General features: G+C 73.1%; 23 protein-coding genes. 10 read left to right on the top strand and 13 right to left on the bottom strand.

What is annotated here, in order from left to right:
* Position 1 precedes the first annotated feature (1 nt).
* Positions 2-673 (bottom strand): succinate dehydrogenase, encoded by a 672-nt coding sequence (locus J2X68_RS23535; RefSeq protein ID WP_310434629.1) that lies wholly within the window; start codon positions 671-673, stop codon positions 2-4.
* Positions 674-804: 131 nt separating this feature from the next.
* Here J2X68_RS23535 and J2X68_RS23530 point away from each other — a divergent pair, with 131 nt between their 5' ends.
* A complete protein-coding gene (locus J2X68_RS23530; protein WP_310434530.1) occupies positions 805-1689 on the top strand; it encodes a LysR substrate-binding domain-containing protein in 885 nt (294 codons plus the stop codon).
* Positions 1690-1877: 188 nt separating this feature from the next.
* Here the strand turns inward: J2X68_RS23530 and J2X68_RS23525 are convergent, their stop codons facing one another.
* Positions 1878-2822: an NAD(P)H-binding protein gene (locus J2X68_RS23525; protein ID WP_310434529.1), complete on the bottom strand. Its 945-nt coding sequence runs from the start codon at positions 2820-2822 to the stop codon at positions 1878-1880.
* A gap of 122 nt (positions 2823-2944) precedes the next feature.
* Between J2X68_RS23525 and J2X68_RS23520 the strand changes: the two genes are divergently transcribed.
* On the top strand, positions 2945-3790 hold the full coding sequence (locus J2X68_RS23520; protein ID WP_310434528.1) for a LysR family transcriptional regulator: 846 nt from the start codon (positions 2945-2947) through the stop codon (positions 3788-3790).
* Between the two features lie 4 nt (positions 3791-3794).
* Here the strand turns inward: J2X68_RS23520 and J2X68_RS23515 are convergent, their stop codons facing one another.
* From J2X68_RS23515 to J2X68_RS23500, 4 genes are all read right to left on the bottom strand, one after another.
* A complete protein-coding gene (locus J2X68_RS23515) occupies positions 3795-4127 on the bottom strand; it encodes a DUF4440 domain-containing protein (RefSeq protein ID WP_310434628.1) in 333 nt (110 codons plus the stop codon).
* Positions 4128-4338: 211 nt separating this feature from the next.
* The gene (locus J2X68_RS23510) at positions 4339-6474 is read right to left on the bottom strand and encodes an EAL domain-containing protein (RefSeq protein ID WP_310434527.1); all 2136 of its coding nucleotides are present in this window, start codon (positions 6472-6474) and stop codon (positions 4339-4341) included.
* Complete coding sequence (locus tag J2X68_RS23505; RefSeq protein ID WP_310434526.1) at positions 6471-7283, bottom strand: SAM-dependent methyltransferase; 813 nt, start codon at positions 7281-7283, stop codon at positions 6471-6473. Before J2X68_RS23505 ends, J2X68_RS23510 begins: the two co-directional genes overlap by 4 nt.
* A gap of 361 nt (positions 7284-7644) precedes the next feature.
* A complete protein-coding gene (locus J2X68_RS23500) occupies positions 7645-8616 on the bottom strand; it encodes an SCO0930 family lipoprotein (protein ID WP_310434525.1) in 972 nt (323 codons plus the stop codon).
* A 779-nt stretch (positions 8617-9395) separates the two neighbouring features.
* Between J2X68_RS23500 and J2X68_RS23495 the strand changes: the two genes are divergently transcribed.
* From J2X68_RS23495 to J2X68_RS23485, 3 genes are all read left to right on the top strand, one after another.
* The gene (locus tag J2X68_RS23495; RefSeq protein ID WP_310434524.1) at positions 9396-9524 is read left to right on the top strand and encodes a hypothetical protein; all 129 of its coding nucleotides are present in this window, start codon (positions 9396-9398) and stop codon (positions 9522-9524) included.
* A gap of 21 nt (positions 9525-9545) precedes the next feature.
* Positions 9546-10310, top strand: a complete 765-nt coding sequence (locus tag J2X68_RS23490) for a hypothetical protein (RefSeq protein ID WP_310434523.1) — start codon at positions 9546-9548, stop codon at positions 10308-10310.
* A 282-nt stretch (positions 10311-10592) separates the two neighbouring features.
* A complete protein-coding gene (locus J2X68_RS23485; RefSeq protein WP_310434522.1) occupies positions 10593-11129 on the top strand; it encodes a hypothetical protein in 537 nt (178 codons plus the stop codon).
* Positions 11130-11238: 109 nt separating this feature from the next.
* Here J2X68_RS23485 and J2X68_RS23480 read toward each other — a convergent pair whose 3' ends face one another.
* Positions 11239-11745, bottom strand: coding sequence for a hypothetical protein (locus tag J2X68_RS23480; RefSeq protein ID WP_310434521.1), 507 nt, complete (start codon positions 11743-11745; stop codon positions 11239-11241).
* A gap of 333 nt (positions 11746-12078) precedes the next feature.
* On the opposite strand from J2X68_RS23480, the gene J2X68_RS23475 reads away from it, so the two are divergent.
* Positions 12079-12747 (top strand): class F sortase, encoded by a 669-nt coding sequence (locus tag J2X68_RS23475; RefSeq protein WP_310434520.1) that lies wholly within the window; start codon positions 12079-12081, stop codon positions 12745-12747.
* Positions 12748-12780: 33 nt separating this feature from the next.
* Here the strand turns inward: J2X68_RS23475 and J2X68_RS23470 are convergent, their stop codons facing one another.
* Together J2X68_RS23470 and lysX are read right to left on the bottom strand one after the other, a co-directional pair.
* Entirely contained in the window at positions 12781-13620 is an 840-nt protein-coding gene (locus J2X68_RS23470; RefSeq protein WP_310434519.1) for a polysaccharide deacetylase family protein, read from the bottom strand.
* 115 nt (positions 13621-13735) lie between these two features.
* On the bottom strand, positions 13736-17002 hold the full coding sequence (gene lysX, locus J2X68_RS23465; protein WP_310434518.1) for a bifunctional lysylphosphatidylglycerol synthetase/lysine--tRNA ligase LysX: 3267 nt from the start codon (positions 17000-17002) through the stop codon (positions 13736-13738).
* An 88-nt stretch (positions 17003-17090) separates the two neighbouring features.
* On the opposite strand from lysX, the gene J2X68_RS23460 reads away from it, so the two are divergent.
* Positions 17091-17564 carry a universal stress protein gene (locus J2X68_RS23460; RefSeq protein WP_310434517.1) on the top strand — a complete coding sequence of 158 codons (474 nt, stop codon included), beginning with the start codon at positions 17091-17093 and terminating at the stop codon, positions 17562-17564.
* A gap of 40 nt (positions 17565-17604) precedes the next feature.
* Here the strand turns inward: J2X68_RS23460 and J2X68_RS23455 are convergent, their stop codons facing one another.
* Positions 17605-18756 carry a CapA family protein gene (locus tag J2X68_RS23455; RefSeq protein ID WP_310434516.1) on the bottom strand — a complete coding sequence of 384 codons (1152 nt, stop codon included), beginning with the start codon at positions 18754-18756 and terminating at the stop codon, positions 17605-17607.
* Between the two features lie 222 nt (positions 18757-18978).
* Between J2X68_RS23455 and J2X68_RS23450 the strand changes: the two genes are divergently transcribed.
* From J2X68_RS23450 to J2X68_RS23440, 3 genes are all read left to right on the top strand, one after another.
* Positions 18979-19530, top strand: a complete 552-nt coding sequence (locus J2X68_RS23450; protein WP_310434515.1) for a sigma-70 family RNA polymerase sigma factor — start codon at positions 18979-18981, stop codon at positions 19528-19530.
* Positions 19531-19686: 156 nt separating this feature from the next.
* A complete protein-coding gene (locus tag J2X68_RS23445) occupies positions 19687-20202 on the top strand; it encodes a hypothetical protein (protein ID WP_310434514.1) in 516 nt (171 codons plus the stop codon).
* Positions 20203-20343: 141 nt separating this feature from the next.
* Positions 20344-21006: a zf-HC2 domain-containing protein gene (locus J2X68_RS23440; RefSeq protein ID WP_310434513.1), complete on the top strand. Its 663-nt coding sequence runs from the start codon at positions 20344-20346 to the stop codon at positions 21004-21006.
* Between the two features lie 93 nt (positions 21007-21099).
* Here J2X68_RS23440 and J2X68_RS23435 read toward each other — a convergent pair whose 3' ends face one another.
* The 3 genes from J2X68_RS23435 to J2X68_RS23425 all read right to left on the bottom strand — a co-directional run bounded on the left by J2X68_RS23435 (position 21100) and on the right by J2X68_RS23425 (position 24597).
* Entirely contained in the window at positions 21100-21963 is an 864-nt protein-coding gene (locus J2X68_RS23435) for a DNA-formamidopyrimidine glycosylase family protein (protein WP_310434512.1), read from the bottom strand.
* Positions 21964-21994: 31 nt separating this feature from the next.
* Positions 21995-24082, bottom strand: a complete 2088-nt coding sequence (locus J2X68_RS23430) for a SpoIIE family protein phosphatase (protein WP_310434511.1) — start codon at positions 24080-24082, stop codon at positions 21995-21997.
* 62 nt (positions 24083-24144) lie between these two features.
* Positions 24145-24597 (bottom strand): hypothetical protein, encoded by a 453-nt coding sequence (locus J2X68_RS23425; RefSeq protein WP_310434510.1) that lies wholly within the window; start codon positions 24595-24597, stop codon positions 24145-24147.
* Position 24598 lies beyond the last annotated feature (1 nt).

Raw genomic sequence — 24598 nt, 5'->3', positions numbered from 1 at the left:
TTCAGCTCACCACTCCGGTCATGACGCCCACGGGTACGGCGAGGAAGCCGGCCGTGAGCAGCAGCGCGAGGACGTCGGCGACGGTCTTGAGGGCGCGGTCGCGGGTGCGGCTGCCGACGCCGAGGGTCTGGGCGGCGCTCCAGAAGCCGTGCCGGACGTGCAGCCCGACGGCGAGCATCGCCACGATGTAGACGACGTTGCCGTACCAGGTGGAGAAGGTGTCCACGACGTTCTGGTACGGGTGGCCCTCCTGGAAGCCGCCGCTGTGCACGGTGCCGGTGGTCAGGTCGAGGATGTGCCACACGATGAACAGGGCCAGGATGACGCCGCCCCAGCGCATGGTGCGGGTGGCATAGCTCGCCCGCGGCTTCTTGTGCACGTACTTGCTGGGCCGCGCCTTGATGTCGCGGCGGCTCAGCTGGTAGGCGGAGACCGCGTGGGCGACGACCGCGACGACCAGCACGACGCGCACGAGCCAGAGCGTCCACTCGTAGTGCATGAACGGTTCGCCCACGGTGCGCAGCCAGTGGGCGTAGTGGTTGAACTCCTCCGCGCCGAAGAAGATCTTCAGATTGCCGATGACGTGGACGACCAGGTACAGCAGCATGATCATGCCGCTGACGGCCATCACCGTCTTCTTGCCGACGGAGGAGTCCCACACGGTGCGCGCCATGGACGGCCGTCGGTCCGTCCGCGTTGCCAGAGCCATGGGTCAAGACGCTAGGGCCGGACCACCCCATCGGTCCAAGACATGGTCCGCCTCGATTCCATAGGCAGTGCCTATCGTCGGCGTACGCTGGGGTCATGCAGTTCCAGCAGCTCCAGTACTTCGTGGCGGTCGCCGAGACCCGGCACTTCACCCGGGCCGCCGAGCTCGTGCATGTGGCGCAGCCTTCGCTGTCGCAGCAGATCAAGGCGCTGGAGCGGGAGTTGGGGGCGGATCTGTTCCAGCGGGCGCGCGGCAACATCACGCTCACCGACGCGGGCGAGGCGCTGCTGCCGCTGGCGCGGCGGATCCTCGCGGACACCGAGACCGCGCGGTACGAGGTGCAGGAGCTGGCGCAGCTGCGCAGCGGGCGGGTGCGGCTCGGCGCGACGCCGAGCCTGTGCACGGGTCTGCTGCCGGACGTGCTGCGCGCCTTCCACGACCGCTATCCGGGCATCCGGCTGCTGATCGAGGAGGGCGGCTCGCACGACCTCGTCCGGGAGCTGGCTCGCGGCGCCCTCGACCTCGCGCTGGTCGTCCTGCCCCTGCCGACCCCGTCCCCGGCCCTGACGACGGTGGAGCTGCTGCGCGAGGACCTGGTCGTGGTGTCCTCCCCGGAGGCCTCCAAGCCGGGTGACGGGCGGCGCACCGTCCGGATCGCCGACCTGGAGGGCGAACGCATGGTGATGTTCCGGCACGGCTACGACCTGCGGGAGCTGACCGTGGCCGCCTGCCGGGCGGAGGGGTTCGAGCCGGACTTCGCGGTGGAGGGCGGGGAGATGGACGCGGTGCTCGGTTTCGTGCGGGCGGGCCTGGGAGTGGCGGTCGTCCCCCGGATGGTGGCCGCCCGGTCCGGCCGGGGCCTGCGGGTCACCCCGCTCGCCCGGCCCGGCCTGCACCGGGCGATCGCCCTCGCCCACCGCAGCGATGTGGCTCCGCCCCGCGCGGCCCGCGAACTCCAGCGGATGCTGCTGGAACGCTGAGGGGCACGCCCGCACGCCCCTCCGTCGGCCGTCCTCCCGGATCTCCCGCTCCGCGCGGCCCTGCGGGTCCGCCGACCGGGACGGGCCGCGCCCGGCGCACGCCCACGCCCACGCCCACGCCCACGCCCACGCCCACGCCCACGCCCACGCCCACGCCCACGCCCACGATGGGACCCGTTCCGGCCGGGTCAGCCCTGGACGACCGGCTTCAGGGTCTCCTCGCACCACCGGCGGAAACTCGTGGGCGCGGTGGCGGGGGTGCTGGGCTGTGCGGCGCCGTAGAAGCCCTGGGAGTTCTGGGCCTCCACCATGTCGGCCACGCCCTGGGCCCAGGCCTCCGTCGCGCCGAAGGCCCTCAGCCGCGCCTTCTGCTCGGCGACGGTGATCTGGTGCACCCGCACGGGGCGGTCCAGCACCTCCGAGACGACCCGGGCCATGCCCTCGGGGGTCAGGTCGTCGGGGCCCACCAGCGGAACGTCGGCGTACCCGGTCCAGGAGTCGTCGAGCAGCAGCCGGGCCGCCTCGGCGGCGACGTCCCGGGTGGCGCAGGTGCGCAGGACGCGGTCCCGCTCGACCGCCTCGGACCAGACACCGTCCTCGCGGATCGAGGCCGCCTGGCGCAGCAGGTTCTCCATCAGGGCCGGCGGGCACAGCGCCCGGTAGTGCACGCCGGTGGCGGCGATCGCCTCGTCCATGGCCAGGGACGCGGAAATCAGTCCGGCGTTCTCGGCGACGCCCCGGCCCAGGGTCGAGACGGCGACGACCCGCTCGATCCCCTGACCGCCGATCACCTCGCACAGCGGGTCGGTGAAGGCGCGGAAGTGGCCCTCGACGCTGTCGGCGCCGGGCGTCGGGGGAACCAGCCAGAAGATCCGGTCCGCGCCCGCGCACGCCTCCTTGAGGACGGCCGGGTCCGCGTGGGACCCCTGGACGACCTCGACGCGGTCGCGGGCCTGCGGGGAGAGCCGGGCCGGGTCGCGGACGATCACCCGGACCGGCGGCGCGCCGGTGCCGGTGCCGGTGTCGGTGTCGGTGTCGGTGTCGAGGCTGCCGGTGTCGAGGCTGCCGGTGTCGAGCAGACGGGCCAGGACCTCGCGGCCGATCTGGCCGGTCGGGGTGGTGAGGACGATCATGAACTGCTCCAGGGATCGCGGTGTGGGGTACGGCTCCGAGCCTGCTGCCCCGCGCGTCCCGACTGAAGGACCGATCTGCTGACGGTTGTTACCCTCAGGGCAATACCGATCGGAGGGCCGCCATGGAGTCCCGCCCGCTGCGCTACTTCGTCGCCGTCGCCGAGGAGCTCAACTTCACCCGCGCCGCCGAGCGGCTGGGCATCTCGCCGCCGCCGCTGTCGCGGGCTATCCGCCAGTTGGAGACGGAGCTGGGGGCGGCCCTGTTCGACCGGAGCACGCACAGCGTGGCGCTGACCCCGGCGGGCGAAGTCCTGCTGGTGGAGGCCCGGTTCGCGCTCGCCGCGCTGGACGCCGCGGGACGACGGGCCCGGCGGGCCGCCGCTCCGGAGCCGCGGCTGGCGCTGGCGGTGAAGGCCGACGGGGACGCCGGGCTGCTGGAGGCGATCCTCGCCCGGTACGCGTCCGACCCGGCGGCGGTGCCGGTCGCCGTCCGGCTCTGTGGCTGGCAGGAGCAGCCCCGGCTGCTGCGCCGCGGCGACGCCGATGTGGCCCTGGTGCACGAGCCGTACGACCGCACCGGCCTGGACACGGAGGACCTGGCCGCCGAACCGCGCGTCGCCGCCCTCGCCGTGCGTCATCCGCTCGCCGCCCGCGCCGCGTTGCGCGTCGCCGACCTGGGGCTGCGCCCGCAGGAGGTGCAGCACTACATCGACGAGGTGCGCGGCCGCGGCCAGGACCTCGCCCAGCTCCTCACGATGGTGGGCCTGGGCGAGGTCGTCCCCCTGCTGCCCGCGTCCGTCGCCGACCGCTATCCCCGGCCGGGCGTCGTCTACCGCCCGGTCCTGGACGCCCCTCCCGCCGTCCTGGCCGTCGCGTGGCCCCAGCAGTCCCGCTCGACGGCGACGGCGGCGCTCGTCCGGGCGGCCGTCTCGGTGGCCGAGGAGGCCCGCGAACGGCAGGCGGGCTGACGCGCTACACGGCCCCGGGCGGGACCGGTGTCCCCTGGTGGTAGTACATCCGCCAGCCGGTCTGCGCGCTCCGCCGGCGCCAGAGCGAGCTGCGCCGGGCGCGCCGGCCGTCGAAGTCCGTCTCGTAGGTGAGGTGGACCAGGCCCGGCGCCAGGAGGACGGCGTCGATCGCCGACGGCAGGGAGCGGGGGCCGCCCTGCGAGCCTCCCGGGTGGTCGGGCAGCCAGGCCAGCATGTCCGCGTACGTGTAGCGGCGGCCCGAGGAGCCGACCTCGACGAACTCGGGGTCGAGCAGCCGTTCGAAGTGGGCTCGGGAGGCGCGCACGGCGGGGTCCATCAGGGCCAGCTCACCGGCGATCGCCTCGTCCACGCCGTCACGCGCATCGTCACCGACGCCGTGGGGCGCCGCGTCGGCCACGCCGTCGCGCACGTCGCCGAGGGCGCCGCAGGACGCGTCGCCGTTCTCGCCGCGGGACACGCGGTCGTTCTCGTGGGTCACCCGCTCATCCTCGTGGGTGCCCCCCGCTCCCCCGCAACCGCGTCGCCGGTCACCCCGTCGCGTCCACCAGGGCCAGCTCGTGCAGCCGGTCCGGCGGGCCCGGGCGGGCGTAGTACCAGCCCTGGGCCGTGTCGCAGCCCAGTATCCGCAGCTGCTCGGCCTGCGCGCCGGTCTCCACGCCCTCGACCGTGACCGCGAGGTCCAGGCTGTGGGCGAGCGACACGATCCCCTCGACGATCTTGAGGTCGACGGGGTCCGCCGGGAACTGCTGCATGCCCTGGGTGAAGGAACGGTCCAGCTTGAGCACGCTCACCGGGAGGCGCCGCAGGTTGGCCAGGTTGGAGTAGCCGGTGCCGAAGTCGTCCAGGGCGATGTCGACGCCCATCTCGGCGAGCCGGCGCAGCGGCTTGAGCAGATCGTCGTCGGCGCCGATCAGCGCCGACTCGGTCACCTCCAGGCACAGGGCCTCCGGTGCGACCCCCGCGCGTTCCAGGATGTCGACGGTGTCCTGCACGAGACCGGGATGGGTGAGCTGGCACGGGGAGAGGTTGACGTTGATCCGCAGGGGACCCGTGGCGCCGCCCCGGTCCCGCCACTCGCCGGCCTGGCGGACCGACTCCTCCAGCACCCAGCGGCCCAGCGGCACGATCAGCCCGGTGTGCTCGGCGAGCGGGATGAACCGGTCGGGTCCGAGCACCCCGTGCTGCGGGTGCAGCCAGCGCACCAGGGCCTCCGCGCCGCGCACACTGCCGTCGCCGAGGTGGACGAGCGGCTGGTACTCGATGAAGAACTCGCCGCGGTCGAGGGCCGCCGGAAGCGCGGTGGTCAGCCCGTGACGGGTGATCGCGCGGGCGTCGGCCTCCGGGTCGGCGAGCTCGAAGCGGTTGCCGCCCGCCGACTTGGCCCGGTACATGGTGATGTCGGCGCTGCGCAGCACCTCCGCCGCGCTGCGCTCCCCCGCCGGGCCCTCGACGATGCCGATGCTGCCGCGCACGGTCAGCTCCCGGCCGTCGATGCGGACCGGCGCGATCAGGGCGTTCATGATGCGCGCGGCCAGGTCGTCGACCTCGCGGCGGGTGTCGGGGCCGGTGGTCAGCGCCACGAACTCGTCGCCGCCGAGGCGCGCCACCATCTCCCCGGGCGCGGTCGCGCAGGACTGGAGCCGGTCGGCGACCTCGACGAGCAGCCGGTCGCCGGCCGCGTGCCCGAGGCTGTCGTTGATGGTCTTGAAGCCGTCCAGGTCGAGGTAGCACAGACCGAAGCGCTGCCCCGGGGCGGCGCCGAGCGCCTTCTCCAGGCGTTCGAAGAACAGGGTGCGGTTGGGCAGGCCGGTGAGCGCGTCGTGGGTGGCCTCGTAGCGCAGCCGGAGGTTGAGCAGCCGGCGCTCGGTGGTGTCCTCCATCAGGGCCAGCGAGTACTGCGGTTCGCCGTCCGCGTCACGCAGCAGGGAGACCGTCAGGTTGGTCCACAGGACCGTTCCGTCGGGGCGGCTGAACGCCTTCTCCGTGTGGTAGTGCTCCCGTTCGCCGCGCACCAGCTCGTCGTACAGCTTCCAGGTCTGGGGCGCGTCCTCGGGGTGGGTCAGGTCCTGGACCTTGCGGCCGCGCAGGGTCTGCTCCGAGCCGCCGAACATGCGCAGCAGCGCCCCGTTGACCTGGAGGACGTTGCCGTCCAGGTCGGCGATGCCGATCCCTATCGCGGCGCCCTCGAAGACCGCGCGGAAGCGGGCCTCGCTCGCGTGCAGCGCCTGCGCGACGACGCCCTGGGCCCGCAACGCGGCCTGGGCGATGGCCTCCTGCTCGGCGAGGGTGCGCTCGCGCAGGGCCTGCGCGTAACCGGCCGCCATGGCGTGCTGGAGCCTGGAGGCGCGGGCCCGCAGGTCCTCCTGGGGGTCCTCCTCGCCGCAGTAGAGCACCAGATAGGCGTCGACGCAGTCGAGGGAGCGGCTGAGCGCCTCGGGGTCGGTGCAGTGCGCGTCGACGAGGGCGGCGCCGACCGCCTTGCCCGTGCCGGCGTCGAACGCGCGCTCCAGCAGCGCGCCGCGCAACCGCCGGGCCAGCGGCAGGAGTTCCTCCTCGAGTCCGGTCCGGGTCAGCGACGTCGAGGTCACCGGGAACACGGCCCGGCTCCAGATGGTCGCGAACCGCCGCAGTCTGTCCTCCGGCCCGTCCGGCTCGGCGGTCACGCCGTGCGCCCCACGCCGGCGAAACCGGAGAGGGCCCATGGGTCCTCGTCCTCCGGCGCCGTGTCCGGCCGCCAGTGCGGCATCGGCACCAGTCCGGGTTCCACCATGTCGTACCCCTCGAAGAACCGCGCGATCTCGTCACGCGAGCGCATGATCAGCGGGTTGCGGATGTCCTTGTACACGTCCAACGCGCCCCCGGCCCGCTCCGGCGGCAGGGGGATTCCCTCGTACGAGGCATGGGTGAGCACGAGCAGACTGCCCGGCGCGAGCGCTGCGGTGAGTTCGGCCACCGCCGCGAACGGGTCGTCCGCGTCCTCCACGAAGTGCAGTACGGCGACGAGCAGCAGCGCCACCGGCCGGTCCAGGTCGATCAGTTGCCCGACCTGCGGGCTGTTCAGGATCTCCTGCGGCTTACGCAGATCGGCGGCCACGACGTCGGCGTCGGCGTTGCCGGCCAGCACCGCCTCGCTGTGCGCGACGGCCACCGGGTCGTGGTCGACGTAGACCACCCGCGCGCCGGGGCTCACCGCCTGGGCGACCTCGTGCACATTGCCGAAGGTGGGGATGCCGGAGCCGATGTCGAGGAACTGGGTGACGCCCTCGTCGGCCGCGTACCGCACGGCGCGGCGCATGAACGCCCGGTTCGCCTGGCTGATCTTCGGAAGTCCCGGCATGAACTCCATGGCCTTGCGGGCTGCCTCCCGGTCGACCTCGAAGTTGTGCGAACCGCCCAGGTAGTGGTCGTAGATCCGCGAGACGCTCGGCACCGAGATGTCGATGCTCCGAGGGGCCCAGGCGGGTCGCTCCATCTATCTCTCCAAGGCGTAGGCGATCCGGTGTTCGAGCTGAGGCTACTGATCGCCCGCCAAAGGGGCGAGTGGAAACGGAAATTGACCGTCCGTTCCCGGTCACTGCCTGCGGCACGTGCCGAATCGACGCCCCCGGAGGGGCTACGTGAGGTGCCCGGATGGTTCCGGAGAGTTCCGGGTGGTTCCGGAACTCTCCGCGGGGCGGCGAAAGTCTACGCACAGGAAGCGGCGGCCCGACAAGCACGAGGGCGCGGCGGAACGGACAAGCACAACGGTCCGCCCCCTCCGTGCGGCGCGGAGGGGGCGGACCAACGGTCGTGCGCGGGGGGCAGCTGCGGGATCAGCCCTGGGGAGGTGATCTCTACTGCTCCGGCGCTCCGACCAGCTTTCCGTTCGGCGCGACGGCGTACCACGTGCCGCCCACGCCCTGGCCGTTGATGTCGCCGGGCGACTTGTCACCGGAGAAGGTGTAGATCGGCGAGCAGTTGATCGTCTGCTGCTTGGTGCCGTCGGACCGGGTGAAGTTCATGTAGCCCTTCTCCTGGATCCCCTCGGTCTCGCCGAAGGCGACGGGCGCGACGGCCGGCCACTTCTCCAGGCAGGCGCCGTTGCAGTTCGAGACCGGCTCGGGCCAGGCCTTGTCCTTGAGGAAGCGATAGACCGTCATGCCGTTCTTGTCGACGACGATCTCGCCGAGGTTGGCGTCCTTGCGGACGGACAGCCCGGCCAGCTCGGTGCTGGAGCCGGCGGAGGAACCGGACTTGGCCTTCTTGCCCTCGGGGGTGAGCGCGAACCACTTGTTGCCCACGCCCTGCCCGGTGGTGTCACCGGCCTTGGCGTCCTTGGCGTAGTAGTAGGCGGGCCAGCCGGCCACGGTCAGCTGCTTGGTGCCGTCGGTGCGGGTGACCTCGCCCAGCAGCGACTTGTCGATGCCGTCACCGGCGTTGACGTCATCGGCGGAGACGGGCGGCCAGGCCTTCGCGCAGTCGCCGTCACAGTTCGACTTCGGGGGTTCGGCGGTGTCCGCGTCGAAGCGGTAGAGGGTCTTGCCGGCGCCGTCGGTGAGGATCTTGCCGAGTTCGTCGTTCGCGGAGATGGCCAGCTCACCGGCGCTCTGGGCGCCGGCTCCCTCGGTCGCGCCGGCGCTCGCACCGGAGCCGACGCCGGTGCCCACTCCGCTGCCCACGCCGACACCCGCGATGCCACCGGCCGGAGCCGTGGCCCCGACGTTCTGGCTCGACGACGTGCCGCTCTCAGAACCGCACGCCGTCGTCAGCGCCAGCACGGCCACAGCACTCGCCGCAAGTGAGGCGCTCCGCCAGGTGGTCTTCATCGTCAACAACTCCCCGATCGTCACAAGGTGTTGCAGCGCCCTGCTGCGCCGCCGCACGGCACTGAGTACGCATGGTGACGGTCGTTGTGTTCAAACCAGGCACAAAAATCTTTCCGCGGCCTGTGACACGGGCGTCCGCCGGCCCTCCGGATCGCACACGTGCACGGCACGCCGGAAGCGCGAACGCACCGGCGGCAAACCTGTGGACGCGGACTTCCCCCGTTCGGGGCAATCCCCACCGGGCGTCGGCGTGGGCCGGTACGGGACGCCGCATGATCTCCGTCGTGCATGGACCCGAACCGACCCGATCCGCCCTCGTCACCAGGGCCCTCGCCGTGGTGACCGCGGCCTGGATCCTCGCGGCCGTCCCGGCCGGGGTGGCCGCGGCCGACGCGTGCGCGTACGCCTCGACCGGCCCGGACGGCACCGAGGCGGTGGCGGTCGCGGGGAGTCGCCCCTGGCCGACTCCCCCGGTGTGCCCGCAGCCTCCGCCGAAGCCCGCCCCGACCCCCACACCGCCGAAACCCGAACCACCGCCCGAGCCGACGCCGACCCCCACACCGGCTCCCACCCCGCCCCCGGCCCCGGAGCCGCCACCCCCGCCGCCCCCCGCGCCCAGGCCACCGGCGCCGAGGCCGAAGCCGCCGGCGCCCATGCCGGTCCGCCCCGCCGCACCGCTCCCGCGGCCGGCCCCCACACCCCCGCCACCACCGCCTCCCGCCCCCGCGCCGACCCCGACGCCCGAGCCGAGGCCCACGCCCCGCCCGTCCGTGACCCCGGTGAGCTACCCGGCGTACCACGCCTCGCAGCAGCAGCGGCCCGTCCGCCGCGGTCAGTCGCCGGTCACCTACGTCCTGCTCATCACCGTGCCCGCGGTGATCGCCGTCGCCGCGCTGCGACCGCGCTAGCGCCGATCCTGGAGGCCTCTCTTGCCGGAATGGCTTGTTCTCACCCTCGCGATGCTCGCCGCCTGCGCGGTGGTGGTCGTCATCACCCTCCTACGGCACCGCAGGGCGCCCGAGGACGAGGACCCCTCGGAGACCCCGGACGTCATCGAGTACATGACGATGTGGATCGGCGTGGTGTACGCCATCGTCCTGGGCCTGGCCATCGCCGGCGTCTGGGAGGCGCGCAGTGTCGCCCAGGACCACGTCCAGGCGGAGGCGCAGGCGCTGCACGAGATCTCGGAGCGGGTACGGGTCTACCCGGCCGACGCCCGTGACCGCATTCGGGAGGATGTCAACGCCTATGTCGGACACGTCGTCACCACGGAGTGGAAGGCGATGGCCGACGACGGCGAGGTGACGAAGCGCGGCGACGAACTCCTGCGGCAGGTCCGGGTGGACGTCACCGACTACGAGCCGGCGTCCGACTTCCAGGCGCAGGCCTACCAGCCGCTGCTCGACCAGATGGCCGCCGCGGACCAGGCCCGCAACGCCCGCGCCGAGTCGACCGGGGCGACCATGCCGGGCGTGGTGTGGTTCGGACTGCTGACCGGCGCCGCCATCACCATCGGCATGGTCTTCGCGCTGCAGATCCGGCGCACCGCCCGCGAACTGGTGCTGGCCGGGCTGTTCTCCGCGCTGATCGCCTTCCTGCTGTTCCTCATCTGGGACTTCGACGCGCCCTACAGCCGGGGCATCACCGCGTCGGCGGAACCGTTCCTCCATCTGTTCCCCGGCGCCGGCGGCTGACGTCCGCTCACCCCCTGCCCCCGTGAAGGAATGCGGGGGACGGAGGACGGGGGCGGGGGCGGGAGCGGAGACGGGGGACGGGGGGGCGGCAGCGGCTGCCGCGCCGTCGCCGTCCCCCGGTTGCGGGAACGGCGTCCCCTGGGCGGCCCACACGGTTGCCCCATTCGCGCGACTGCGATCGCGGGAGCGCACACATGTTCCTAGCGTTTCGGTCATCGAGGTGCATTGATCACATCAGCGGAAAAAGGTCCGCAGCTGCTCCTCGGGGACCGGAGGATCCACATGCGCGCGATACGCGTCGCTTCGGCCGCACTGCTGGGCGTCACCGCCCTGACCTTCTCCGCGCCGGCCGCCGTCGCGAGCGACGACGACAACCACTACGTCATGTCCAACGGCTACAGCGTGCTGCCCTCGACGGTCGCCGCGGGCGGACAGGTCACCCTCCAGGTGGACCGCGACGCCAGCGGCTGCCGGAGCTCCGTGACGGTCTCCTCGGGCGTGTTCGACGCGGTCGTCGTCCCCCGGGGTTCCTCGTCCGCGGTGGTCACGGTCGACCGGGACGCCAGGGTGGGCGCCTCGTACCGGGTGACGTTCGCCTGCGGCGGCATCAGCGCCGTCAAGGAACTGACGATCACCGGCGGCCGTCCGGTCGATCCCATGCCGCTCTATCCGGTCCAGCGGGGCGTGCACGCCGGTGAGGGCGGCACCGTCGCCGGGTTCGACCTGAAGGAGATCGGGCTGGGCGCCGCGCTCATCGCGGGCTCGGTCGGAGCCGCGTACTACTTCTCGCGTCGCCGGGCCGGCGAGGACGCCGGCTGACGGCCGGGCCCCCGGCCGCCGCGCCGTCGCAGGCCTTCGCCCCGGATCCCGGCGGGACCGGGGCGAAGGCCTGCGTCACGTGCGAGCGCGGTCTCCCTCGGGGCCGGCCTCAGGCGCGGCGCTCGGCGCGGCGGCGCATCCAGAACAGGGCGCCCCCGACCACCGCCGCCGCGACGAGACCGCCGCCGATGGCCATGTCGGTCGGGGTGGCGCCGGTGGTGGTGCTGCCGCCGAGACCGCCGCGGACACCGCCGATGACGGTGAAGGCGGCCGGGCGGGTCAGGGTCCGGCCGGAGCAGTTGACGGTGATGTCGTAGGTGCCGGGGCGGGCGTTCTCGTTGATGGTCGCCGTCCCCTTGGCCGTCTGGTTGGCGCCGTGGATCGGCGTCAGGTTGGCCTGCGGGAACGCGGCCGAGGTCATGGTGCCCCCGCCCGGGCAGCCGTCGACGGTGACCGTCATCTGGCCCCCGCGGGCGATGACGGCGGGCAGCGCCACGATGTTGCTGGGGTTGGCGCCCATGCCGTCGCGCGCGACGGCTGCCGGGGCGCTGACGCCGAGAGAGGCGACCGCGGCGGCCGAGACCACCGAGGCCGCCAGAAGACGAGTGATGCGCATGTGATCCTCCGCGGAAGGCGCCCCGGGGCCCGTCCCCGGCATGTCGGCGAGAAAGCACCTCCCGAAGCGACCCTCAGATGCCGTGCACGCGCCCGCATTTCGGGAATGGTCCGTCCTGGTGAGAGGACACGCCGAGCGAAATGCACACAATCGGATATTGCCGCAGGTCACGGACCGTCAGAAAATTCCTTCCGTCGGCAACTCGGATGGCGCACCGAAAGACGTCGGCGCCACCCGTTCGCTGCTGCCCCGTCGCCGGTTCCCGCCCGGGGACTTAGCGTTCTCGTATGCGCGAAGGGACGCGGTGACGGCCGCGTCGAAAGGGGATGGCGAATGTCTGCGTACGAGCTGTCCGAGGTGGCGGAAGAAGAGGAGCGGCGGCGGAAGCGCGCCCCGTGGGGCGTGATAGCGCTTGTTCTGCTGACCGGCCTCGCGCTCATCCGCAACGGGTCGGGGGAGTTCGACATCGGCCCGCCGCAGCCCGCCTCGGCGGCGGCCGCGGACGGCCGCACCGCGGGCGCCTTCGGCCGGACCCCGGCGCCGCTGCCGTACGCCGTGCCGGACCGGGTCAGGATCCCCGCCATCCAGGTGGACGCGCCGGTCACGTCGGTCGGCCTGGACGCGGACGGCTGGGTGGGCGCGCCGCCGCCGGAGGACCCCAATCTGGCCGGCTGGTTCACCGGTGGCGTCTCACCCGGGGAAAAGGGGACTGCGGTCGTCGTCGGCCATGTCGACAACAAACTGGGCCCCGCCGTCTTCTACGGTCTCGGGGCCCTGAAGAAGGGAAATCGCGTCGAGGTGTCGCGGGGCGACGGAAAGACGGCGGTGTTCGAGATCTACGGCATCGAGGTCTTCGAGAAGAACAACTTCCCCGGCGACCGCGTCTACGCCTCCAAGGGCTCCCCCGAATTGCGGGTCATCACCTGTGGCGGCGGTTTCTCCAAGGCGAACGGATACGACGGGAACGTGGTCGCCTTCGCCCGCCTGGCCGAGGTCCGCTGAGCGGTTCCCGGCCGGGCGGACGCGGGGCTCGCGTCAGGTGTACCGCCGGTGGGGAACGGTGATGTGGTAGCCGGAGTCCAGCAGCTGCGGCAGGTAGCTGCGCAGGGCCCGCACACTCTGCGAGCGGTCGCCCCCGGCGTCGTGCGAGAGCACCACGACGCCGGGGGCGGCGCCCTTCTCGACCCGCTCGACGATGGTGCCGGCGCCGGGGGCGGTCCAGTCGAGGGTGTCGACCGTCCAGGCGAGCGGCTCCATGCCCAGCTCGGCGCCGAGCTGGAAGGCGGCCCGGTTCCAGGCGCCGTAGGGAGCGCGGAACCAGCGGGGCGGCTCGCCGTAGCCCGACTCGATGACCTCGCTGGTGCGGGCCATCTCGGAGCGGATCTGACGGCGGGTGAGGCCGGTCAGCAGGGGGTGGGACCAGGTGTGGTTGCCGACGACGTGGCCCTCGTCGGCCATCCGTCCCAGCAGCTCCTGGTGGTCGGCGGCCATCTCCCCGCACACGAAGAACATCGCGCGCACGTCGTAGTGGGCCAGCGTGTCCAGGATGCCGGGGGTGTAACGGGGGTCGGGTCCGTCGTCGAACGTCAGCACCATGGTGCGGCCGCGGCCGGTCATCCTCAGCAGCGGTTCGTGGCGCACCGGGGTGCGGCCGGGGGCGGTGCGCGGCGGGCCGTACCCGGTCAGCGGCTGGAGGCGGTAGGCGGAGGGCTTCAGCGGCAGGCTGCGCGCCGGGGCGCCCGCGGCGGGGGCGGCGGCGCGGACCGGCTCGCCCTCCTCGCCCCACAGGAACACCCCGGCCGTGCCGACCGCTCCGACGGCGGCTGCGCCGGCGAGCAACGCCCGGCGTCGCGTGAACAACTGATCCTTCTTCATGCAGTCATCAGTCGCCCGGCGCGCCCCCGACCCACCACACCGACACCGGACCGGCGGCACGATTCCACCCGCCCGGCGCAGTGGCCGTCGGTCCGAACAGTGGAAGGAGGCGCCCTCAGCGGTGTCGTACCAGCGGGAACGGCAGGGTCTCGCGGATCGTGAGGCCGGTGAGGAACATGACCAGGCGGTCGACGCCGATACCGAGACCGCCGGTCGGCGGCATCGCGTACTCGAGGGCGTCGAGGAAGTCCTCGTCGAGTTCCATCGCCTCGGGGTCTCCGCCCGCGGCGAGCAGGGACTGCTCGGTCAGACGGCGGCGTTGTTCCACCGGGTCGGTCAACTCGGAGTATGCGGTGCCGAGTTCGGTGCCGAAGGCGACGAGGTCCCAGCGCTCGGCGAGCCGCGGGTCGGTGCGGTGCTGCCGGGTGAGCGGCGAGACATCGGTGGGGAAGTCCTTGTAGAAGGTGGGGAGTCGGGTCTTCTCCTCGACCAGGCGTTCGTACATCTCCAGCACGACGTCGCCCCGGCCGTCGTCGGGGGTGTACGGGACGCCCGCCCGGTCGCAGTGCCGGTGCAGGGCGGGCAGCGGGGTGTCGGCGTCGACCGGCTCGCCGAGCGCCTCGGAGATCGCGGCGTGGACCGTGCGGACCGGCCACTCCCCCGAGATGTCGTACTCGCGTCCGTCCTTGCGGGCGACCGGCGAGCCGAAGGCGGCCGTGGCCGCTCCCTGGATCAGCTCGCGCACCAGGTCGAGCATCACGTCGTAGTCGGCGTACGCCTGGTAGGCCTCCAGCATGGTGAACTCGGGGTTGTGCTTGTAGGAGACGCCCTCGTTGCGGAAGGTGCGGCCCATCTCGAAGACCTTCTCCAGGCCGCCGACGCACAGCCGCTTGAGGTACAGCTCGGGGGCGATGCGCAAGTACAGGTCGAGGTCGTAGGCGTTGATGTGGGTGGTGAAGGGGCGGGCGTTGGCGCCGCCGTGGATCTGCTGGAGCATCGGGGTCTCGACCTCCAGATAGCCCCGCTCCAACAGCCCCTGGCGCAGCGCCTGTACGGCGTGCGAGCGGGCGCGGACGACGTCGCGGGCCGCGGGGCTCGCCACCAGGTCGAGGTAGCGCATGCGGACCTTCGCCTCGGGGTCGGTGAGGCCGCGGCGCTTGTCGGGCAGCGGGCGCAGGCACTTGGCGGTGAGCTGCCAGGACGTGACGAAGACGGTGGGCTCGCCCCGGTCGCTCGTCCCGGCCCTGCCCGTCACGACGATGTGGTCGCCGAGGTCGGTGTCGGACCGGAAGGAGCCGAGGGCCTCGCGGGTGAGGGCGAGTTGGTGGTCCCCCGACCAGTCGCGCAGCGTCACGAAGACGATGCCGCCGAAGTCGCGTACCCGCATGATCCGGCCGGCGACGGTGACCGTCTCCCCCGCGCGGACCTCGGCGAGGGCGTGGGTGCGCAGCGGGACCCCGACCGGGTAGGGGTCGACGCCCTCGGCCCGCAGCCGGTCGAGCTTGCGGTGCCGGACGCGGACCTGCTCGGGCAGACCCGCCTCCGGACCGGTGTCCCCGGCCTCGTCCCCTCCGTCGAGGCCGAGCGCCGCCGTCGGCGGCAGGCCCTCGGTGGTGGCGGGGCGCGGCCCGCCCTTCGGGTTCCGGTTGCCCCAGAGCTTGCGCAGCGAGGGCACGGAGACGAAACCCTCGGCGATGCCGGAGGCGAGGCCCACCCGGGCCAGGGAGCCGGCGTCGGCGTAGCAGAGGAAGCGGGGGTACCACTCGGGGTGGTACTTGGCGTTGGAGCGGTAGAGGGCCTCCAGCTGCCACCACCGGGAGAAGAACAGCAGCAGCCGGCGCCACAGCCGCAGCACCGGCCCGGCGCCGATCCGGGCGCCCTCCTCGAAGGCCGAGCGGAAGACGGCGAAGTTGAGGGAGATCCGGCGCACGCCGAGCTTAGGGGCGGCGGCGCACAGGTCGGCGACCATGAACTCCATGACGCCGTTGGGGGCGGTGCGGTCGCGGCGCATGAGGTCCAGGGAGATGCCGTCGCGGCCCCAGGGGACGAAGGAGAGCAGGGCGAGGAGGCGGCCGTCGTCGTCCAGGGCCTCCACGAGGAGGCAGTCGCCGTCGGCGGGGTCGCCGAGGCGGTCCAGGGCCATGGAGAAGCCGCGTTCGGTCTCGGTGTCGCGCCAGGCGTCCGCGCGGCCGACGACCTCCTCCATCTCGTGGTCGGTGAGGGTGGAGTGGCGGCGGACCCGGCAGCAGGCGCCGGTGCGCCGCACCCGGTTGACGGCCTGCCGGGTGACCCGCATCTCGCGGCCGCCGAGGTCGAAGGAGGCGACCGGCAGGATCGCCTCGTCGCCGAGCTGGAGGGCGCCGAGTCCGGCGCGGGCGTAGGCCTTCGCGCCGTCCTCGGAGGCGCCCATGACCGCGGGCGCCCAGGCGTGCAGGCGGGCGGCGTCCAGCCAGGCGGCGATGGCGTGCGGCCACGCCTCGCGGTCGCCGACCGGGTCGCCGCTGGCGAGGCAGACCCCGGCCTCGACGCGGTAGGTGACGGCGGCCTTCCCGCTGGGCGAGAAGACGACGGCCTTGTCGCGCCGGGTGGCGAAGTAGCCGAGGGAGTCCTGGTCGCCGTAGGCCTTGAGCAGGGCCCGGAGGCGGGCTTCCTCGTCGCCGTGCAGGGCCGCCTCCATCCGCTGGGAGCGGAAGAGGACGGCGGCGGCGTTCAGCAGGGCCAGGGCGCCGAAGAGGCCGAGGAGGAAGTAGAGGGGGCGCGGCGGGCGGCCGTCGAAGGAGCGGGTCGAGACCAGGCCGCCCAGGACGTGGTTGGCGGCCCAGCCGAAGCGCTGGCCCGGCGGCAGCGTGCCCGGGAACAGCTCCACCAGCCCCCAGCCCACCAGGACGGCCAGGCCGAGTCCGACGAGCAGTACGGCGAGCGCGCGCCGGACCGCCGCGCGGCGGGAGGCGGCGTAGAACTCGCCGCGGGCGACCACCAGGAGGGCGAGCGCGAGCGCGCACACCACCAGGGACGGCACGGACTGCCCGTACAGGCCGGCGGCCACGCCGAGGACGTCGGTGAGGACGAGCAGGCCGAGGTAGACGACGACCAGCCACCAGGCGACCTTCTTGCGCGCGGCGGTGGCGGCGGCCAGCAGGAAGAGGAACACGGCGTAGGCGAGGTTGGCGCTGACCGGGACGAGCAGCACGTCCAGGAAGCGGACGACCGGGCGCAGCAGACGGCGCAGCGGCGGGATCAGGGCCAGCAGGACGCAGAGCAGGCCGAGGGCGCCGAAGAAGGCCGCGAAGCCCTCGGGCACCCGGCCGAGGAAGCGGCCGGCGGGCCGCCGTGCCGGGCCCGGGGTCCTCTCGGCCGGGGCGGTCTGCACGGTGGCACTCATGCTCCGACTCTAGGAACACCCGGGCCGGACCGCCCGTCGAGCGGCCCGCCCACCGGCCGGAGCTGCGGCTTCCGATAGCCTCTGGGCCGTGACGGAACAGCACGCGCAGCAGCCCGCGCACCGGTTCGAGCGGGGCACGGACGGACCCAAGGTCATCCTCGTCGGGGTGGACGGCTCCGAATCCTCGCTCCGGGCCGCGGCGTACGCCGGTGGCCTGGCCCGGCGCCAGCACGCGCTGCTCGCCGTGGTGTACGTGCAGCCGGTGCTGGTGGCGGGCGCGGCGCTCGGGGTGCCGGTCGCGGAGACGACCGACGAGATCGCCGAGGACCTGGTCGCGCAGATCCGGGAGGCCACCGAGCGCACCCGGGGGATATTCGACGTGCGCTGGGAGTTCCACACCTTCCGCGGCGACCCCTACGGCGGGCTGGTGAAGGCGGCGGACGAGCTCAAGGCGGACGCGGTGGTGGTGGGCGCCTCGGAACAGGCCGGCCACCGGATCGTGGGGTCCGTGGCGGTACGGCTGGTGAAGGCGGGACGGTGGCCGGTGACGGTCGTGCCGTAGCCACCGCCCGCCGGCCACCCGGGGTGCGCCTACCGCCGGCTCACTTCCCCATCACCAGCCCGTCCTTCGCCGCGCCCCGGCCGAGGACGACGTCTCTGATCCGGTCGCGCACCCCCTCGAGGCCCGCGCCCTGGGCCAGGGCCTTGTTGAGGTCGAGCACCCGGCCGGCGTCGATGTCGAACATCTGCGGCACGAACTCGGCCCTGCGCACCTCCCAGCGCCCGCCGGGCCGGGCGGGCGGGGCGAAGGTGAAGCGGGCGACGGTCGACTGGTTGCCGCGCGCGTCCTGGACGCCCTGGTGGTTGAACATCTCGCCCGCGATCTGGTCGCCCATGCCGTAGACGACCCAGGTGCCGTTGACCTTCTCGTAGGCCTGGGGGACATGGGCGTGCGTCCCGAGGATCAGGTCGACGTCGGGCCGGCCGGCCGTGCGGGAGGCGGTGAGGGTACGGGCGAGGGCGAGCTGGCGTTCGTCCGGCGCGTCCTGCCATTCGGTGCCCCAGTGCACGGAGACGACGACCACGTCGGCACCCGCCTTCCGGGCGGCCTTGGCGTCGGCGAGGATCCGGTTCTCGTCGAGGAGGTTGACGGTCCAGGGCTGCCCCTGGGGCGCGGGGTGGCCGTTGGTGTCGAAGGTGTAGGCGAGGTGGGCGACTTTCCCCGGGCCGGCGCGCAGGAGGGTGACGGCGTTGCCCTCGGCCTCGGTGCGGGCGGTCCCCGCGTGCCGCACACCGGCGGCGTCGAGCGCGTCGAGGGTGCGCCGCACGCCGGCCGCGCCGTCGTCGAGGCTGTGGTTGGAGGCGGTGGAGCAGCCGTCGTAGCCGGTGGCGGCCAGGGCCGCGGCGATCTCCGGCGGGGACTTGAAGTCCGGATAGCCGGTGTAGACGCCGTTCGCGCCGTAGACGGTCTCCATGTGGCACAGCGCCAGGTCGGCGCGGGAGACGACGGGTGCGATGCCCGCGAGCATCGGGCGGAAGTCGTAGCCGGCGCCCCCGGCGTCGAAGCGGGCGCGGTCGATGACGGTGGTGTGCGGGAGGATGTCGCCGGAGGCGACGAGCGTGAAGCCGCGGGCGGCGGCCGGCGCCGGCCGGCCGGGCCGCTCGCCCGGCCCGTGGTCCCGGCCCTGGCAGGCGGCGGCCGAGGCGAGGAGCGCCGTCAGGGCCAGAGCCACCTGGTGTCTGCGGGCGATCACCGGTTCACCCCACTTCCCATGAATTGTCATATTTACCCATGGATCAGTACTAATCCATGGGAGGCGGCGGTCCGCCCCGGCACTCCCTTCGTCCAGGAGCGATGCCCGCGATCGGCGTAGCCCGGACCGTTCGTCGAACCGTTCGCCGACGCGATCGACCGTCCGCCGCAGATCCGTGTGCGCGCCCTGTCCCGAACCGGCGCACTGCGGTGCCATACGCCCATGACCGCCGGAACCACCCTCCACGCCCGGACGACGACCGCCGAGCACGAGCTCGCCGCACTCCAGCGCGAGCACGGCGGGCCGCTCTTCGCGCTGCTGCTGAGGCTGTGCGACGGCGACCGCCAGCGCGCCGAGGACCTCGTCCAGGAGACCCTGGTACGCGCCTGGCAGCACCCCGAGGCCCTGCGCGCCGACGCCTTCGACTCCGTGCGGCCCTGGCTGCTCACCGTCGGCCGGCGGCTCGCCATCGACGCGCGGCGGGCCCGGCAGGCGCGCCCCGCCGAGGTCGGGGACGCGGTGCTGGAGAACGCCTCACCCGTCTGCGCCGACCACGCCGAGCGGGCGGCCGCCACGCTCGACGTACGCGAGGCTGTGAAGACACTCACGCCGGAGCACCGTGAAGTCCTGGTGCTGGTGTATTTCCAGGGGGCCAGTGTGGCGGAGGCCGCCGAAGCCCTCGGAATTCCGCCCGGTACCGTGAAGTCCCGCGCGTACTACGCGCTGCGCGCCCTGCGCCGGGTGCTTCCGGGATACGCGGCCGACCTGCGCTGAAACCGACGACTGGGTCAAGCCTCCGTAAAGCGCCTTGCCGAGGACCCCCTTCGAGTAATCGGGTGTCCTTATCCGTGTTCCGGATGGGGCCCGGTGACCGGGTCCCCAGCGTCCCGGCAACGGGCGAGCGCAAGCACCGGAGGAAGGCAGGAAGGGATGCTGCACAGAGGTCACCAGAGCACGGACGGTACCGGCGGCGGTGAACTCACCGTCCCCATGGCCTGGTTGTACGCCGAGTACATCGCCGACGAACTGCTGCGGACCGGCGACCTGATGCCGCCGACGTCCTTCGAGTTCCGCGCCGGCCGCGACGCCCTGGCGCTCACCATCTTCCTGTCCGACACCGACGGCGAACTGCCCGGCATCCGCGTCGTCACTCAACTGGAGACGTGGCTTTCGCTCACGGCGTACGACCAGCCGTGGCAGGACTGGGTCGACACACGTATGTCTCAACTGAGGGCCGAGGCCGCCGAGTCGGACGGACCGGCTCCCGACCTCGACCTGGCGGCCGCGGCCTGGCGCTGGCTGGAGGAGACGGAGCTGCTCGCTCCCGATCTCAACGCGGTTCCCGGCGGTGCGCCGGTGGTCGGCGAGGACGAGGGACCCAAGGTCTGGACACCCGCCTGGCAGCTCGGACTGCCCCTCGGCCACCTGGCGATTCATCTTTTTTAGATTCACACCAATCCGCGGGCCGGACCGCTCCGAACATCTGGGTCACGATTCGGTACGTGGCTTGAGTGATTCGTCGGCCGGGTGCGTACCGGTGGGAGCAAGGAGTAACCCCACTGGCACTCAACGGCACGAGGTTTCGGCATGAGGTCCCTGGAAAGGCATCGCGACGTCGGCGCGTACGCGCTCGGCGTGCTGGACGAAGCGGAAGCCTTCCGCTTCGAGGACCACCTCATGGAGTGTCCTCAATGTGCGGCACAGGTAACCGAGTTCGGCCCCACCGCACGGCAGATGATGCTCTACCGGCGCGCCACCCCGCGCGCCGTGCACCCCTTCGCCGGGCCCGGCCCGCAGCTGCTGGACCGGCTGCTGGCCGAGGTGGCGGTCCGGCACCGGGCCGTGCGCCGCCGGGTGCTGTACGCCGTGGCCGCCTCGGTGGTCGTCGCCCTGGCTGGCCCCGTGCTCGCGATGATGGCGGGCAGCGCCGGCGCCGAGGGCGAGAGCGCCGTACGGGTCGCCGCGACGGACGAGAAGTCCGGGGTGTGGGCGCAGGTCACCACCGAGAACGAGGCCTGGGGCAGCCATGTGGAGCTCGAGGTCAAGGACGGGGCGGGCCCCCGCTCCTGCCGGCTGATCGCCGTCGGCCTCGACGGCTCCGAGCAGACGGTCACCAGCTGGAGCGTCCCCAAGCACGACGCCCGCCCGAACACCATGCAGGGCGCCGCGGCCTGGCACCCGGACGAGATCGCCCGCTACGAGCTGCGCACGTCGGGCGGCGAGCACCTGGTGACGCTCGAGGCCCACTGACCCCGCCCCGGAGTGAGTTCAGGTCACTTCGGGTCGGCGCGGACCCCGGCGAACAGGTCGGGACGGTCCGGGTCGGCGCCCTCGGGGCAGCGCCTACTTCAGCAGCCGTGACATCCGTCGGTCCGCCAGTGGTCTGCCGCCGGTCTGGCAGGTGGGGCAGTACTGCAGCGAGGAGTCGCTGAAGGACACCTCCTTGATGGTGTCGCCGCAGACCGGGCAGGGTTCGCCGGTGCGGCCGTGGACGCGCAGACCGCTCTTCTTCTCGGCCTTCAGGCGGCCCGCCGCCAGGCCCCGTGAGCGCTCGACCGCCTCCCTGAGCGTGGTGCGCAGGGCCTCGTAGAGGACGTGGGTCTCCTCCGGTGTCAGCGTGGCCGCCAGTTTGAACGGGGACATCTTCGCGACGTGCAGGATCTCGTCGCTGTAGGCGTTGCCGACGCCGGCGATCAGGCTCTGGTCGCGCAGAGCGCCCTTCAACTGCCGACGTTCACCCCCGAGGAGCGCCGCGAACCTGGCCTCGTCGAAGTCGGCGGCGAGCGGGTCGGGGCCGAGCCGGGCGACGCCGGGTACCTGGCCCGGGTCCTGGACGACGTGCACCGCCAGCCGCTTCTGGGTGCCGGCCTCCGTCAGGTCGAAGCCCGCGCCGGTCTCCAGGGCGACCCGCAGGGCCAGGGGCCCCTTGCCGGGGCGGGGCGGGCCGTCCGGGAGTCTGTCCTTCCAGTGCAGCCAGCCCGCGCGGGCGAGGTGCGTGACGAGGTGCGGGCCGTCACCGGTCGCCAGGTCGAGGAACTTGCCGTACCGGTGCACGGCGGTGACCTCCCGGCCCTCCAGGGCGGTGACGGGCGGGTCGTACGTCTTCAGCACGCTGATCGCGACGGGCAGCACGCGGACGATCTCGTGGCCGACGAGGTGTTCGGCCAGGAAGTCCTTCAGCGCTTCGACCTCGGGGAGTTCCGGCATACGTCCAGAGTGCCATCCGGAACCGGGACGCTCAGGTTCGCACCGTCACCACGAACTCGCACCAGACGCACTTGCCGCCGCCCCGGGCCTCCACGCCCCAGGCGTCGGTGAGCAGGTCCACCAGCAGCAGTCCCCGCCCGGAGACCCCCGACTCGCCCGCCTCGCGGCGGCGCGGAAGGGCGCTGGAGGAGTCCTCCACCTCGACGCGCAGCCGGTGTTCGGTGCCGGTGAGCACCCGCAGGGTGACGATCGCCGCGCCCTCGGTGTGCATGAGCGCGTTGGTGATCAGTTCGTCGGCGACCAGTTCGATCTCGTCGGAGCGGTCCCGGGCGCCCCAGGTGCGGACGGCGGCGCGGATCATGTGCCGGGCCTCGCTGAGGGCCTCGGGGTCGCCGGGGGCGACGTGCTGCTGGAGCCGGCTCCCGGACTGCGGGCCGTCGGGTCCGCGCCGGCGCAGCAGGAGCAGGGCCACGTCGTCGTCACCGCCGCGCTCCTCGGCGACCTCGATGAGCTGGTCGGCCAGTTTCCGGACGTCCGCGGGGCCCGCGGCGATCAGGGCGGCGAGGGCCCGCATGCCGTCGTCGACGTCCGTGCCGGGCTGTTCGACCAGCCCGTCGGTGCACAGCAGAAGGGTGTGGCCGGGGTCGAGCTCCACGGTGCCGACCGGGTACTCCAGGCTGCCGAACTCGGCGGACAGGCCGAGCGGCAGCCCGCCGGGCACCGGGACACGCCGGCAGGTCCCGTCGAGGCCGCGCAGCAGCGGGTCGATGTGTCCCGCGCGGACCACCTGGACGACCCCCGTGGAGAGATCGGCCTCGGCGTACAGGCAGGTGGCGAAGCGGTCGGTGTCGAGTTCGTGCAGGAAGACCGAGGCACGGGCCATCACGGTGGCCGGGGTGTGGCCCTCCGCCGCGTAGGCCCGCAGGACGATGCGCAGCTGGCCCATGACGGCGGCGGCGTGCGTGTCGTGGCCCTGGACGTCACCGATCACGGCGCCGACCCGGCCGCCGGGCAACGGGATCAGGTCGTACCAGTCCCCGCCGATGTCCCGGCCCAGGGATCCGCCGATGGTGGCGGCGCGGTAGCGGACGGCGACGTCGGCGCCCGGCACGCTGGGGATGGTGCGCGGCAGCATGGCCTGCTGGAGGCCCTGCGCGATGTCCTTCTCCTGCTCGTAGAACATCGCGCGCTGCAGGCTCTGCGCGATGCTGCTGCCGAGCGCGACGAGTATGTTGCGGTCCTCCTGCGTGAAGCCCAGGCGGTCGCTGTAGAGCAGGCCCATCGCGCCGATCGGGCGGGCCTGCACGATGAGCGGCAGATAGGCCGCCGAGGTGATCTTGAGGTCGGTGAGGTGCGGCCACAGCACGGGGTAGCCGCCGGCGAACTCCTCCGGCGACTCGATGAAGCGCGGGGTGAGGGTGCGGACCACCTCGCTCATCGGGTAGGGCTCGTCGAGGCGGGTGACCAGGGTGCCGGGCACGAAGCTGCCCTCCGGCCCCTCGGCGATCAGCCGGATCCGGCCGGCCTCGACGAGCCCCATGACGAGGCTGGTCGCGCCGAGGTGGGTGAGGCCGTGGGTGTCCTTGAGGACGTCGATGACGTCCCCCACGGTGCGGGCGTGCGCCAGGGCCGCCGTGGTGAGCTGGACGACGTTGGTCTGATCGCGGCGCGCGTCGTCGAGGGAGGCCTCGTCGCGGCGGGCGGCGAGATCGCTGAGCTCGTCGGTCGCGTCCCGCACGATGCCGACGATGCGGCGCGGCCGGCCGGTCCCGTCGCGCCGGATGTAGCCCTGGGTGTGGGTCCAGCGCAGGGTGCCGTCGCGCAGCCGCATGCGGAAGTAGGCGCCGTAGTTCTCGCTGCCGTCCTTGATGGCCTGGGCGACCAGTTCGTCCAGGCGGATCCCCTCGGCCGGCGGGACCCGGGCGGCGAGGGTCCCGGGGTCGCCGTCGAACTCGTCGGGCCGCATGTCGAAGATCTCGTGGGCCCGGGCGTCCATGTGGAAGTGCCCCGAGTCCAGGTCCCAGTCGAACGTGCCCATGCGGTTGAGCGCCAGGATCGGATCCGGGTGGGCGGGCCAGTCGTCCGGGAGGGACAGGGCGCTCGCTCCCCGATCAACCATGGGCCCACCTTGCCAGGAATCGCCCGATTCTTCGACCGGGGAGCCCGGGCCCGCGGCCACCGTCAGCCCATGACGACGTCGACGGGGCTGCCGAAGATGCTGTCGGACGGATCCTGCGCGTCGGACTCGTCGGGCCCGTCGGGGATCAGCCCGCCGCCGTCGGGCAGGTCGGGGATCTCCGGGACGGTCTCGGGGCCGATCTCGCCGGGGTCGACCCCGCGGTCGAGGTCGGATCCCAGGTCCTCACCGGACGCCGGGCCCTCACCGGACGCCCGGCCCTCGTCGGGACCGCCGTCGGCGCCCGCGCCGGACGAGCCGGAGCCGGGATCGGCCGCCGAGGGGTCGGCGAACAGGCCGCTGAAGGGGTCGCCGGAGACGACCCGTCCCTCGGCGGCCGGGACGACGTCCTCCGCGCCCGGCATCGTGATCCTCTCCTCCGCACCACCGCGTCCGGCGACGAGGAGCGCCGCCGAGAGCGCGCAGGCGGTGAGGAGAGGGGCAGTGGGTAGTCGCACC

This window comes from Streptomyces sp. 3330, assembly GCF_031456635.1.
GTDB lineage: Bacteria > Actinomycetota > Actinomycetes > Streptomycetales > Streptomycetaceae > Streptomyces.
This window is presented reverse-complemented; position numbering and strand designations above follow the sequence as displayed.